This is a genomic window from Arthrobacter sp. JB02-1C (assembly GCF_057748045.1).
Genome location: NZ_CM173235.1, coordinates 16,513 through 29,471, shown reverse-complemented (window position 1 = coordinate 29,471; position 12,959 = coordinate 16,513). Strand labels below are relative to the sequence as shown.

The 12,959-nt window shown below is 69.2% G+C and carries 13 protein-coding genes; 8 read left to right on the top strand and 5 right to left on the bottom strand.

The window, feature by feature from the left end:
• The first annotated feature begins 3 nt into the window (after nucleotides 1-3).
• Nucleotides 4-771: a PIG-L deacetylase family protein gene (locus AC3ANP_RS00130; protein ID WP_488331378.1), complete on the top strand. Its 768-nt coding sequence runs from the start codon at nucleotides 4-6 to the stop codon at nucleotides 769-771.
• Nucleotides 772-845: 74 nt separating this feature from the next.
• A complete protein-coding gene (locus AC3ANP_RS00125; protein ID WP_488331377.1) occupies nucleotides 846-1,415 on the top strand; it encodes a gluconokinase in 570 nt (189 codons plus the stop codon).
• A gap of 2 nt (nucleotides 1,416-1,417) precedes the next feature.
• Here AC3ANP_RS00125 and AC3ANP_RS00120 read toward each other — a convergent pair whose 3' ends face one another.
• The 4 genes from AC3ANP_RS00120 to AC3ANP_RS00105 all read right to left on the bottom strand — a co-directional run bounded on the left by AC3ANP_RS00120 (nucleotide 1,418) and on the right by AC3ANP_RS00105 (nucleotide 4,600).
• Nucleotides 1,418-2,278, bottom strand: coding sequence for an anti-sigma factor (locus tag AC3ANP_RS00120; RefSeq protein WP_488331376.1), 861 nt, complete (start codon nucleotides 2,276-2,278; stop codon nucleotides 1,418-1,420).
• Between the two features lies 1 nt (nucleotide 2,279).
• Nucleotides 2,280-2,885, bottom strand: a complete 606-nt coding sequence (gene sigK / locus AC3ANP_RS00115) for an ECF RNA polymerase sigma factor SigK (RefSeq protein ID WP_488331375.1) — start codon at nucleotides 2,883-2,885, stop codon at nucleotides 2,280-2,282.
• 226 nt (nucleotides 2,886-3,111) lie between these two features.
• Entirely contained in the window at nucleotides 3,112-3,579 is a 468-nt protein-coding gene (locus tag AC3ANP_RS00110; protein ID WP_488333103.1) for a tRNA (cytidine(34)-2'-O)-methyltransferase, read from the bottom strand.
• A gap of 49 nt (nucleotides 3,580-3,628) precedes the next feature.
• The gene (locus AC3ANP_RS00105) at nucleotides 3,629-4,600 is read right to left on the bottom strand and encodes a J domain-containing protein (RefSeq protein ID WP_488331374.1); all 972 of its coding nucleotides are present in this window, start codon (nucleotides 4,598-4,600) and stop codon (nucleotides 3,629-3,631) included.
• A 138-nt stretch (nucleotides 4,601-4,738) separates the two neighbouring features.
• On the opposite strand from AC3ANP_RS00105, the gene AC3ANP_RS00100 reads away from it, so the two are divergent.
• Together AC3ANP_RS00100 and AC3ANP_RS00095 are read left to right on the top strand one after the other, a co-directional pair.
• The gene (locus AC3ANP_RS00100; RefSeq protein ID WP_488331373.1) at nucleotides 4,739-5,641 is read left to right on the top strand and encodes a diacylglycerol/lipid kinase family protein; all 903 of its coding nucleotides are present in this window, start codon (nucleotides 4,739-4,741) and stop codon (nucleotides 5,639-5,641) included.
• Nucleotides 5,638-6,324 carry a hypothetical protein gene (locus AC3ANP_RS00095; RefSeq protein ID WP_488331372.1) on the top strand — a complete coding sequence of 229 codons (687 nt, stop codon included), beginning with the start codon at nucleotides 5,638-5,640 and terminating at the stop codon, nucleotides 6,322-6,324. The genes AC3ANP_RS00100 and AC3ANP_RS00095 overlap by 4 nt, the downstream gene beginning before the upstream one ends.
• Before the next feature lie 69 nt (nucleotides 6,325-6,393).
• On the opposite strand, the gene AC3ANP_RS00090 is transcribed toward AC3ANP_RS00095, so the two are convergent.
• Nucleotides 6,394-6,804, bottom strand: a complete 411-nt coding sequence (locus tag AC3ANP_RS00090) for a hypothetical protein (protein WP_488331371.1) — start codon at nucleotides 6,802-6,804, stop codon at nucleotides 6,394-6,396.
• Between the two features lie 90 nt (nucleotides 6,805-6,894).
• On the opposite strand from AC3ANP_RS00090, the gene AC3ANP_RS00085 reads away from it, so the two are divergent.
• From AC3ANP_RS00085 to AC3ANP_RS00070, 4 genes are all read left to right on the top strand, one after another.
• Nucleotides 6,895-7,590 (top strand): helix-turn-helix transcriptional regulator, encoded by a 696-nt coding sequence (locus AC3ANP_RS00085; RefSeq protein WP_488331370.1) that lies wholly within the window; start codon nucleotides 6,895-6,897, stop codon nucleotides 7,588-7,590.
• 123 nt (nucleotides 7,591-7,713) lie between these two features.
• On the top strand, nucleotides 7,714-8,952 hold the full coding sequence (locus AC3ANP_RS00080; protein ID WP_488331369.1) for a cysteine desulfurase family protein: 1,239 nt from the start codon (nucleotides 7,714-7,716) through the stop codon (nucleotides 8,950-8,952).
• Between the two features lie 131 nt (nucleotides 8,953-9,083).
• Complete coding sequence (gene mnmA, locus AC3ANP_RS00075) at nucleotides 9,084-10,196, top strand: tRNA 2-thiouridine(34) synthase MnmA (protein WP_488331368.1); 1,113 nt, start codon at nucleotides 9,084-9,086, stop codon at nucleotides 10,194-10,196.
• A gap of 1,112 nt (nucleotides 10,197-11,308) precedes the next feature.
• Nucleotides 11,309-12,943 carry an ABC transporter substrate-binding protein gene (locus AC3ANP_RS00070; protein ID WP_488331367.1) on the top strand — a complete coding sequence of 545 codons (1,635 nt, stop codon included), beginning with the start codon at nucleotides 11,309-11,311 and terminating at the stop codon, nucleotides 12,941-12,943.
• The last annotated feature ends 16 nt before the right edge of the window (nucleotides 12,944-12,959 follow it).

Genomic DNA, 12,959 nt, shown 5'->3' with positions numbered 1-12,959 from the left:
CGATTGAACGCCCATACACAGAGCCCGTTCGATCCGGACCACCGGATTGAGCGGGTGCTTTGTTTCACTGCCCACCCGGACGACATCGACTTCGGTGCGGCCGGCACCATTGCCGCCTGGACCGCAGCCGGGGTCCAGGTCAGCTACTGCATCATGACGGACGGAGATGCCGGCGGCTTCGACCCTCAGCAGCGCGACGAAATTGTCCGGCTCCGGACTGGGGAACAGCAGCGGGCAGCCGAAATCGTGGGCGTGAGCGATATCCACTACCTGCACCAGCGTGACGGTTACCTCGAACCCTCGCACGAGGTCATCCGCGAGGTGGTGCGGCTGACCCGGCAGATCAGGCCCGACGTCGTGCTGGCGATGCATCCGGAGCGCAACTGGAACCGGATCCAGAAGAGCCACCCTGACCATCTGGCCGTGGGGGAAGCGGTGACCAGGGCGGTCTATCCGGCGCTGGAGAACCCCTTTGCCTACCCCGAACTTGCCGCCGCAGGACTCGAGGCCTACAAGCTGCCGTGGCTGTGGCTTTTCGCCGGTCCGGAGGAGCGCGAAAACCATTGGGTCGATGTGACTGGGCACGTCGAGCAGAAGCTGGCCGCCATCCACATCCATGCCAGCCAGCACCCCGACGTGGCGGCGATGGAGCGCACTGTGCGCGCCCTCATGCTCGACACCGGCCAGCGCCGCGGCTTCGGGCCCGGGCGCAGCGCCGAGGCGTTCCACGTGGTGTCCGTGAACGGCCCGAGGACCATCGCCGGTTTTTAATGTTGCCCGGCGCGGGGCCCCTGCCCTAAGCTGGCAATGTTTAAATCATATTTATTGATGGAAGGCAGGCTTTAATGGCGAAGACTGCGCAGCACCCTGTCCTGGTCGTTATGGGCGTCTCCGGGTCCGGCAAATCCACCGTGGCCGGCCTGCTGGCCAGCCGGCTTGGCTGGGACCTTGCCGAAGGCGACGACCTGCATCCCGCGGCCAACGTCGCCAAGATGCAGGCCGGGCAGCCGCTGACGGACGAGGACCGCTGGCCCTGGCTGGACAGCATCGCCGGCTGGATCCGGGCGCATACCGAGGCCGGAAGCCCCGGCGTTGTGACCTGCTCGGCGCTGAAGAAACGGTACCGCGACGTGCTCCGCGGCGAGGGTGTCGTGTTCGTCTTCCTCGAGGGCAGCAAGGACCGGATCTCGGACCGGCTGGCCTCCCGTCATGGCCACTTCATGCCGGCCGCCCTGCTGGAGTCCCAGTTCGAAGCCCTCGAAGCCCCTACCGACGGGGAAAACTACATCTCTGTGTCCGTCGGTGCAGCCCCCGCCGACGAGGTCCAGGAAATTATCGACCGGCTCCGGCTCGACGCCGGCGGCCCTGCCGGCCGGACCGCACCGGCCGCCACCCCCGAGCGCCCCGCCCGGTAGCGCTAGGCGCCGAGCGGGGCGGCTGCGACAGTGGGCGTGGTGGGGGCCGCGGATCCGCCGGCCGGCTCCACCGTGATGCCGAGCGAGGAAGCGGCCTTGATCCCCGTCACGACGGCGGGTTTGGACAGTGCCGCGGCATCCATCAGGCCCTTCGAGACGGGCGCCGAACCGTCCTTGGGAATGAGCCACATCTGGTAGACCTTGCCGGCCGGCGGCGCGGGGACGCCGTTCATCTTCACCACCACGGCGTCCTTCGAGGACGAGACGGTCAGTGAGGCGGTGCCGCCACCGTTGACGTCGACGGTGGCCTTGCGCACGTCGCCGGCCTGCAATACCTGGTTCAGCGGGTCGTTCTGGTTGGCGACATAGGCGCCCACCCCGACGCCGCCCAGGGCAATCACCGCCGCGGCAGCGACGCCGATCAGCCAGCTGCGCGTGCTCCCCGGGCCGCGGCGTGCCTCCCGGCGGCGGCGCGCGGCGCCGAGTTCGTCGTCGACGGCGGCGCCATGGCGGTCCGGGACAACGCCCGGCGCCTGCACCCCGGGGCGGTCCGGCGCAGCGCCGTCCGCCGGCAACGCGGCGACGATCCGGTCAAACAGACCGGCCGGCGGCTCCTCCTCGACCTTGAAGCTGAGCGTCAGGGTCTCGCGAGCCTGGCGCACGCGTTCCTCGAACTCGGCACGCTCCGCGGGCGCTGCGCCCGCGATGTAGCGGTCCACGGCGGCACGCTCGGCGTCCTCGAGTGCATGCAGGGCATAGAGTTCGGCCAGGTCGACGGCCCGCCCGGAGCTGAGGTCACCGGCAATACCGGCGGCGAAAGCACCGGACGCCCGGCCATTGTTCTGCGGCAACTGGTTGTTCATCTCAACTCACCCCCAGGCAGGTCTTCAGTCGGATCAGTCCGTCGCGGATGCGGGACTTGATGGTGGGAACGGCGGCATTGAGTCTTTCCGCGACTTCCCGGTAGGTGAGCCCGCCGTAATAGGCGAGCCGGACGGATTCCTGTTGCGTGGCCGTCAGGGTTTCCAGGCACCGGACCACGGCCTCGGCCTCCAGCCGGCTGCCGACCTCATCCGAGACGGAGTCATGCGCGATTTCCTGGCTGCTCGCACCGTACCTCGCCTCGCGGTCGGTGGACGATTGTGCGGACCGTACCTTGTCCACCGCGCGGCGGTGTGCGATGGTCATCAGCCACGCAAGCGGGCTGCCGGCGTCGGCGTCGAACCTGGCGGCGTTCTGCCAGACCTGGAGGAAGACCTCCTGGGTGGCGTCCTCGCTGAGTTCCGCATCGACCAGGACCCGCCGCGCCATCCCGAACACGCGGCGTGAGGTGAGTTGGTAGAACTCGGCGAAGGCGGCCTGGTCACCGTCCGCGATCTGCCCCAGCAACGCTCCCAGCCGGCGGTTTACGTCGGCTGCGGCGCTGGCGGGGGCGGCGGCCTCGGGGTTCGGGGCATTCGGGGTTTCCATTACCCTCAAGCATAGGGTGCCGGCCGTGGTTTGCGAGCCCGGATCCGTCCTGTCTTGGCCGCGGCCAAGCGCCGCACGCGGGTCCGGAAGCCGCTCCACCTGCATTGTTCCCACCTGCCGCTCCTCGGTCCCCTCGACACCAGCCATGAATACCCGCTTACCAAGGCTTCGGAGCGGCGCGGGCGGCGGATGGGTCGGCGGACCCGTCCGGACTGCCCGGGCGCGGCTAAAGCTTCGCGCCGGCGAACCCGTTCTGGCGCCAGGCTTCGTACACGGCAATTGAGGCCGCATTGGCCAGATTCAGGGAACGCAGCGCCGGCAGCATGGGCAGCCGCACCCGCGCGGTGACGTGCGGGTCGTGCTTGGCCGCTTCGGACAGTCCCACCGATTCCCGCCCGAACATCAGCACGTCCCCCGGGCGGTAGCTGACCTCCGTGTAGGGCGTGTCGCCGTCGGACGTAAAGGCGAAGACCCGCTCCGGCTCGAGCGCGGCCCACGCGGCGCCGAGGTCCGGGTGCACGGTGACGACGGCGAGGTCGTGGTAGTCCAGCCCGGCGCGGCGGAGCTTGGCATCGGAAAAATCAAAACCCAGCGGTTCCACCAGATGCAGTTCGGCGCCAGTGATGGCGGCGAGGCGGATGGCATTGCCGGTATTGCCGGGGATTTCCGGACTGTCAAAGAGGATGCGGAACACCATCCCATCCTAGCCAGCCCAACCGGCCAGCATTCGCGGGGCCGCCGGCCTAGTGCATGCCGCGGAGCAGCCGGGCCAGGACCGGGACATTGACGGTGTTGGGCGCCGGTCCTGAGCCGAGGAACTGTTTCAGCCCGCGGGCCAGGCCGGCGGCGTTCGCCACCTGCATCATGTCGATGGCTTCGCCGCGGTCACGGGAGCGCCCGTGCCGGTCGATCACCGGTTCGTGCAGGTTGCCGTCGGTGCTGTGCACGACGGTCCAGCCGGTGACGTTAAGTTCCGGAAAAATGTCCTGCATGCGCCGCACCACGTGGGCCAGCTGGGGCGGCGCCACGGACCGTCCACCGTGGTTGAGGGTGCCGCCATTCCAGGCGTAGGCGCCCGGCGGCAGAAGCATCGACCCGATGATGGCCAGCCGGTAGCCCGCCAGCAGCGCGTGGTCGATGTGGCTGTTATCCGCCGGGGACTGCAGACCGTTGACCAGCCGGGCGGCGGGAATGGCCGGCAGGATCTGCCGGCTGATCAGCTGCACGGTGCGCATCTCGCGCTGGATGCGGGCCTCCGCCCCAAAAATTCCGCGCCGCCGGGGCATACCGTGCACCTGCTGCCGCGCCAGCGACTCAGGGATCAGCGGCACCTCCCCGGCGGCCGCGAGCCTTTCGAACGAGGGAACGTAGACCGGCGGGTCCGCAGCGGTGCTCCGCGGCGCGTTGGGGCGGCGGACATGGGCTGAGGCCCTGCTGCCCGCAGCCGGTGCGTCGAAATGTGCCTCCTCCGCGGCCGGCGCCGTGCGGCTGGAGAAGGCGGTGCCGCTGCCGTAGGACCGGTCATAGGCGGCCCGGCTCTTCGCATCGATGAGGGTCTCGTACGCCAGCGTCACCCGGCGGAAGGTGGCGGCGTCGCCACCCTGGTCCGGGTGCGCGGTGCGGGCGGCCTTGCGATAGGCCACCTTGATCTCCTTGTCCGTCGCCGTCACCGGGATTCTCAAGATCTGGTAGTGCGAACTGTTGCCCTGCGTCAAGCAAGATTCCTTTGCGTCAATGAAGCCCGGCCGGGCCGGAAGTTCCGGCCCGGCCAGTTTAACCGTCCAGTCCGCCCACTGCCCGGACAACGAGCGTGTGACCCGGGATGGTTCCCGCCGGCTGGCATAATTCAGCCCATGAAGATCGCCCTGGCCGTCAACCCCCGCGCATCCTTCGGCCGCGGGCAGAGCGCCGGCCAGCAGGCGGCCGACTACCTCCGGGCGGCCGGCGTCGGCGTCCGGCTTCTCTGCGAGGACAGCTACGGGCTGCTCGCCCGGGGCGTGGAAAAGTCGCTCGCCGACGGTGTGGACGCCCTCGTCGTGGTGGGCGGGGACGGCATGGTGCACCTCGGCGTCAACGCGCTCGCCGGGTCCGGGCGCCCTTTCGGGGAGACCCCGCTGGGCATCATCCCCAGCGGCACGGGGAACGACATGGCGCGCGCCCTGGGCCTGCCCCGGCACGATATTGCCGCGGCCAGCGCCCGGGTGCTCCAGTCGCTGTCATCGGGGGGCCGGCTGATCGACGCCGGCCGGGTGCGGGCCGGGGACACCACGCGCTGGTTTGCCGGCGTGCTGTCGGCAGGCTTCGACGCCGCGGTCAACGAGCGGGCCAACACCTGGCGGCGGCCCCGCGGCATGGCGCGGTACCACCTTGCCATGCTCCGTGAACTGGCAGCCTTCCGCGCTATTGACTACACCGTGACCGCCGACGGCGAACGCTGGCAGCAGGGCGCGATGCTGATTTCGGTGGCAAACGGACAGTCGATTGGCGGCGGCATGAAGGTGGTGCCGGAGGCGGTGCTTGACGACGGGTACCTGCAACTGTTCATCGTCCGGCCGCTCTCGCGCGCACGATTCCTTACCGTGTTTCCACTGGTTTATTCCGGCCGGCATGTGGGCCATCCCGCGGTGGACATCCGGCGGGTACGCCAGGTGCGGCTCGAGGCGGCCGACGTGGTCGCGTACGCCGACGGCGAGCGCATCGGGCCGCTGCCGGTGAGCATCGACGTCGTACCCGCGGCACTCCGGGTCCTCGCATGATGGCGGCAACGGAACGCGGCCCGGCGCTGCCGCGGCGGCGGGCTGTGCTGCTGGCGCTGCTGCCGCTGCTGGCCGGCTGCAGCATCGGCGTTCCCGATCCCACCGCAGCGCCGGCGCCGGCGAGCAGCCCTGCCAGCGCCGCCACCCCCTCCGTCACGCCGGGGCACGACGCCGACGCGGTCGCCGCACGGGACCTTCCGTTCGGCGCGGGGGACGCCCTCGCACCCGGCGCGCCCGTGCTGCTCTCGGACGGGCTGGGACAGGCCCCCGGCTGGGCGGCCGGGAAGAAGGGCGTGGCCGGCGCCAGCGAATACCGGAAGCCGGACGGCTGCCTGGTTGCGGCCCGGGTCCGCGTCAATCAGTGGCCGCTCGCGGTGCCGGGCGATGACCGGGCCTCCACCGAGGCGCTGTTCCACTACCTGGACCCCAGTATCCTGCCGGGCTATCTCAAGGTCGACACGCTGCCCTGGGGCGGCGAGCCAGGGAAGCCGGGCCCCCGCGCCGAAGTGCTCGTGTTCGGCGGCGACAAGCCGGGGAGCCGGGCCACGGCCAGCTACGCGCGGCTCTTCGCCAAGACCGGGTCGTCGGTCTTCGTCTCCGTCTCGTGCCCCGACCGCGCCGCCCTCGCCGCTGCCCGGGCCGACGTGTCGGCCCGGCTGGCGCTGCTGCCGCCGTCCTCCTGACCGGCCAGGACCGGGACACTGCCCGGACCGGTCAGGACCGGGCGACTGCCCCGACCGGTCAGGACGACGCTAACGGACCCGGGCGGGAGAGAGCCGGTTCAACGCAAGCGCCCCCACCAGCAGCCCGAAATCGCGCAGTGCGACGTCGAAGAAGCCGCCGAGGACCAGCAGATTGACGATGATGCCGAGCAGCCAGACGGCAACCAGCAAGGAGCCGAAACGCGGCCGGACTGCCACCGCAAGGCCGGCGATGATTTCCACCACCCCGACGATGTACATGAAGGTCTGTGGTTGCACCGGCACCACGGAGGTGGCTGCCGGGGCGAGATACATCGTCCAGTGGGTCAGCAGGTTCGTGAACTTGTCCAGGCCGAAAATGATCGGCGCGACCGTGAAGACCGTACGCAGCAACAGGAAGGCCTGGTGCGGACCGGCCGCGAGGACCGGGGCCGGAGCCGCAGGGGCTGTTGAAGTTTTCATCGTTGCCTCCTTCTAGAAATGGATAAGTTGATATTGGAATGGAGTCCAGGGTTAAGCAATGGATCTTGTTTTTAGAGTTAGGCTGGGAATATGAACCGCCTGCCATGGAGCCGCCGGATCGCGGCGCTTGCCTCGCTGGGCGACGCGACCCGGCGCCGCCTGTTCGATCATGTGGCCGCGTCCGAGCGGCCGGTGAGCCGCGACGGTGCGGCGCGCGCCCTCGGCCTGGCCCGCAGCACGGCGTCCTTTCAGTTGGATCGCCTTGCCCGCGACGGCCTGCTGGAGGTCGAATTCCAGAAGCTCGGCGGCAGGGAGGGGCCCGGCTCCGGCCGGCCGGCCAAGCTGTACCGTGCCACCGTCCGCGAGGTCTCCGCTTCCGTGCCCGAACGGAACTACGATCTCGCGGCGGAGCTGCTCGTCTCGGCCATCGAACAGTCCGCAGCCGATGGCGGATCGGCCCGGGACGCCCTGCTGCGGGCCGCGCACGACCGCGGTCTGGCGGCGGGCGCCGGGGCTGACGGGAGCGACTTCGCCGACTTGCTCGCTGCGGAGGGATACCGGCCGGCAGCGGACGGCGACGGCGGCCTGTTGCTGCACAACTGCCCGTTCCACCGGGTGGCACAGGGCCACGCCGGCGTCGTGTGCGCCATGAACGGCGCCTTCCTGGCCGGTGCGGCGGCCGGCTGCGGCCTGGATCCGGCCCGCGTGGAAGCCCTGGACGTGGAGGGGTTCACCGCCGGGGACGCCGCCGGGGGCCGGTGCTGTGCCCGGATCAGGCCGGTCTAAGCCCGGCTGACCGCCCGGCGCCGCTCCCCGCCGCTCCCCGTCACTCCCGGCCGCTTCCCGCTCGACCGGCGCGCGGAGGCACGCCGCAGGACCGGTCCCGGCGGCCGCTTGTAGAATTGGACTGTGCCCGCCTACCTTGATCACGCCGCCACCACTCCGCTCGCTGCCGAGGCGCTCGCCGCCCTGACGCGCGAGCTGTCGCGGACCGGCAACCCGTCGTCGCTGCACGGCTCCGGCCGCCGCGCCCGCCGGGCCGTTGAGGACGCCCGCGAAGAGTTGGCGGCAGCAGCCGGCGCGCACCCCTCGGAGGTGATCTTCACCTCCGGCGGCACCGAGGCGGACAACCTTGCCGTCAAGGGCCTCTACTGGGCCCGCCGCGCGGCGGACCCCCGGCGGACCCGGATCCTGTGTTCCACCGTCGAACACCACGCGGTGCTGGACACCGTGGAATGGCTTGAACGGCACGAAGGCGCCGAGGTGCGCTGGCTGCCGGTCGATCGGGAGGGGGTCCTGGACCTCTCGGTCCTGCAGGCAGAACTGGCCGAGGACCCGTCCTCGATCGCCCTCGCCACCGTCATGTGGGCCAACAACGAGGTCGGCAGCATCCAGCCCGTCGCGGAGATCGTGCGGATGGCCCAGGCCGCGGGGGTGCCCGTGCACTCCGATGCGGTGCAGGCCTTCGGCTCCGTGCCGGTGGACTTCCGCGCCTCGGGACTGGCGGCCATGTCCATCTCCGGGCACAAGATCGGCGGCCCCGTGGGCGTCGGTGCCCTGCTGCTGGGGCGCGCCGTCACGCTGACACCGGTCCAGCACGGCGGCGGACAGGAACGCGATGTGCGCTCCGGCACCCTTGACACCGCCTCGATCGCCGCCTTTGCGGCGGCCGCGCAGGCAGCTGCCGGCAACCTCGGCGGCGAGGCCGGGCGGATTGCGGGGTTGCGGGACCGGCTGATCGACGGGGTGCGCGCCGCCGTGCCCGACGCCGTCTTGCGCGGGGCGTCCGGTGCGCGCCGGCTGCCCGGCAACGCGCACTTCACCTTCCCCGGCTGCGAGGGCGACTCGCTGCTGTTCCTGCTGGACCTGGCAGGGGTTGAATCGTCCACCGGTTCCGCCTGCACCGCCGGCGTTCCGCGGCCGTCGCATGTGCTGCTCGCGATGGGACTCGACGAGGAGAGCGCCCGCGGCGCCCAGCGTTTCACCCTGGGCCACGCATCCACCGACGCCGACGTCGACGCCCTGCTGGCGGCGCTCCCGGCGGCCTACGCCCGTGCCCGCCAGGCCGGCATGGCCAGCCACGAGTCCAGTATCCAGACGGCCGGGACGGTATCGCGCCGTGAGTCCGCGGCCCGGCAGGGGCACTAAACCGGCAGCCGCCCCAGCCTCTGTCGCCCCTCCGGTCGGGACTTTTGGGACCGGAATCGGCGTGGCGGTAAGATGATCCGGCGGCGTCGTGTTATCCGACCCGACTTCCCCCAACCCTAGAGAAAGCCAGTATGCGAGTTCTTGCAGCCATGAGCGGCGGCGTCGATTCCGCCGTTGCCGCAGCCCGTGCCGTCGAAGCGGGCCACGACGTCGTCGGCGTCCACCTTGCGCTCTCGCGCATGCCCGGCACGCTGCGCACCGGCAGCCGCGGCTGCTGCACCATCGAGGACTCCCGCGACGCGTGGCGGGCCTGCGACGTACTCGGAATCCCTTACTACGTCTGGGATTTCTCCGAGCGCTTCAAGGAAGACGTCGTCCAGGATTTCATCGATGAATACGCTGCCGGCCGGACGCCGAACCCCTGCATGCGCTGCAACGAGCGGATCAAGTTTGCCGCGCTGTTGGAGAAGGCAGTCGCGCTCGGCTTCGACGCCGTCTGCACCGGGCATTACGCCAAGGTCATCACCGACGCCGAGGGCAACCCGGAACTGCACCGCGCCGCGGACTGGGCCAAGGACCAGAGCTACGTGCTCGGCGTGCTCACCCATGAACAGCTCCGGCACTCGATGTTTCCGCTGGCCGAGACCCCGTCCAAGGCGGAGGTCCGGGCCGAGGCGGAACGCCGCGGGCTCTCGGTGGCCAACAAGCCGGACAGCCACGACATCTGCTTCATTCCCGACGGCGACACCGCCGGCTGGCTGGCCGAAAAGATTGAGATGACCGGCGGCGACATCGTCGACGAAACCGGCGCCAAGGTCGGGGAGCACCCCGGTGCCAACGCCTTCACCGTAGGCCAGCGCCGCGGCCTGAAGCTTGGCACCCCCGCCGCCGACGGCAAACCCCGGTTTGTGCTGGAAATCCGGCCGAAGGAAAACAAGGTGGTGGTGGGCCCCGAAGCCCTGCTGGCCATCGACGAAATCCGGGGCATCAAGATCTCCTGGGCCGGCCTGCCGATCGCCGAGGTCGCGACCGGCGAGGACTTTGGCTGCTACGCCCAGGTCCGTGCCCACGGTGACCCGGTGCCCGCGTCCGCCCGGATGGAAGGCAGCGGCCTCGTCGTCACCCTGGCGGAGCCGCTGCGCGGCGTGGCCCCGGGCCAGACCGTCGTGCTCTACCAGGGCAGCCGCGTCCTCGGCCAGGCCACGATCGACGCTGCCCGCTCCCTGCAGCGCGAAGCCCTCTAACCGCCGTCTGCGGGCACTACCGGCCGGGCAAGGTCCCGCGGTGCAGCTCCTCGCAGGAACCGCCGTCCGGGGGACATGCCCATTTTTCCCGGCTTCCGGTGCACATGCGCATAGCGGGGTTATGCCCATTCTTCGCGGGTCTCGATGCGCATAGCGGGGTTATGCCCATTCTTTGGAGCCCGGGGAGGGCATGCCCAGTCACCAACCCGGGCCGGTGCGCAAGTCCACCCGGCAGCATGGCGGTCCGGGGGACATGCCCATTTTTCGCGGGTCCCGATGCACGTAGCGGGGTTATGACCATTCTTGGGTTCACGGGGAGGGCATGCTCTTTCACGGACCGTGCCGGTGCGCGAGTCCACCCGGCAGCATGGCGGTCCGGGGGACATGCCCATTTTTGGCCGGCTCCGATGCGCATAGCGGGGTTATGACCATTCTTGGGTTCACGGGGAGGGCATGCTCTTTCACCGAACGCGGCGGTGCGCGAGTCCGCCCGGCAGTATGGCGGTCCGGGGGACATGCCCATTTTTGGCCGGCTCCGATGCGCATAGCGGGGTTATGACCATTCTTGGGTTCACGGGGAGGGCATGCTCTTTCACCGAACGCGGCGGTGCGCGAGTCCGCCCGGCAGTATGGCGGTCCGGGGGGCATGCCCATTTTTGGCCGGCTCCGATGCGCATAGCGGGGTTATGCCCATTCTTGGGAACACGGGGAGGGCATGCCCTGTCACCGAACGCGGCGGTGCACATGTCCGTTCACCGCGTCGGTGCACATGTCCGCTCACCGTTCCCCAGCCAGGCCCGGGGCCCCGCATGCCCCGCCAGCCGCCCCGGCACCCGCATGCCCCGCCAGCCCCCGCCGCCCGCGTGCCCCGCCAGCCGGCGCCACCCCGGCCCCGGCCCCGCCCGGAGGATCTCCTTGCCGGAAAACAGGCGAAACGCTGAAGAAAGCGATGAGTTGCGCCGTATCGTGTAAATTTTGTGTCTCAACTCACAGGAGATGACGATTTGCCGAGTGGTCTTCTGGTTGAATCTAGGAATCATGACGGCGTGCTGCCTAGCGAGTCAAGCTAGTCCCGGCCGCGCACCGGTACTCATCGAACAGAAAGTTCACAGATGGCAATGAACAAAAAGGCCCTGCAGAGCGCTATCGCGCTCGCCGGGGTTTCCGCCTTTGCATTGACGGCCTGCACCGGCCCTTCCGGCGGCGGGACCGCCTCCGGCAGCGCCGCGGGCGGAGGCACCATTACCTACGGCACCACTGACAAGGTGGTCACCCTGGACCCGGCAGGGTCGTACGACGCCGGCTCCTTCATGGTGATGAACCAGATCTACCCGTTCCTGTTGAACTCCAAGCCCGGAACGGCTGATTCCAGCCCGGACATCGCTGAGTCCGCATCCTTCACCGCCCCGACGGACTACACCGTCAAACTCAAGTCCGGCCTCAAGTTCGCCAACGGCCACGCCCTGACGTCCTCCGACGTGAAGTTCTCGATCGACCGTGTGCTCAAGATCAACGACGACAACGGTCCGGCGTCCCTGCTCGGGAACCTCGCCTCGGTGGAAGTCAAAGACGACACCACCGTGGTCTTTAAGCTCAAGGAAGGCAACGACCAGGTCTTCCCGGGCGTCCTCGCCGCGAACGCCGGACCGATCGTCGACGAAGAGGTGTTCCCGGCCGACAAGCTGATGAGCGACGACGACATCGTCAAGGGCAAGCCCTTCGCCGGCCCGTACACGATCGAGAGCTACAAGAAAAACGAACTTGTCAGCCTCAAAGCCAACCCTGACTATCAGGGCCTGCTCGGCAAACCGGCGAATGCCGGCGCCACGATCAAGTACTACGCGGACTCCAACAACCTGAAGCTCGACGTCCAGCAGGGCAACATCGACGTCGCCGGCCGCAGCCTGACCGCGACCGACGCCGCGGACCTGGAGAAGGACTCGAAGGTCAAGGTGCACAAGGGGCCCGGCGGTGAGCTGCGCTACATCGTGTTCAACTTCGACACCATGCCGTTCGGCGCCAAGGCCCCCGACGCCGACCCCGCCAAGGCGCTCGCCGTGCGCCAGGCGATGGCCAACGTCGTCGACCGCGACGCCATCGCCAGCCAGGTCTACAAGGGCACCTACCTGCCGGCCTACTCCGTCGTTCCGGACGGCTTCGTCGGCGCCATCAAGCCGCTCAAGGACATGTACGGCGACGGCAACGGCAAGCCCAGCCTCGATAAGGCCAAGAAGGCCTTCAGCGACGCCGGCGTCACCGCTCCGGTCACCCTGAAGCTGCAGTACAACCCGGACCACTACGGCAAGAGCTCCGGTGACGAGTACGCCATGATCAAGGAACAGCTGGAGAAATCCGGCCTGTTCAAGGTCGACCTGCAGTCCACCGAGTGGGTCACCTACTCCAAGGACCGCACCAAGGACGTGTACCCGGTCTACCAGCTCGGCTGGTTCCCGGACTACTCGGACGCCGACAACTACCTGACCCCGTTCTTCATCCCGGGCAACTTCCTCAAGAACCACTACGAGAACCCCACGGTGACGGACCTGATTAAGAAGCAGCTCACCACCGTCGACAAGTCCGAACGCGAAAAGGTGCTCGGCGACGCCCAGAAGGCCGTCGCGAAGGACCTCTCCACGCTGCCGCTCCTGCAGGGTGCCCAGCTGATGGTCGCCGGCAAGGACGTCCAGGGCGTGGACAAGACCCTCGACGCGTCCTTCAAGACCCGTCTTGGCGTGATTTCCAAGTAGGTCCTTTCCCCATCCG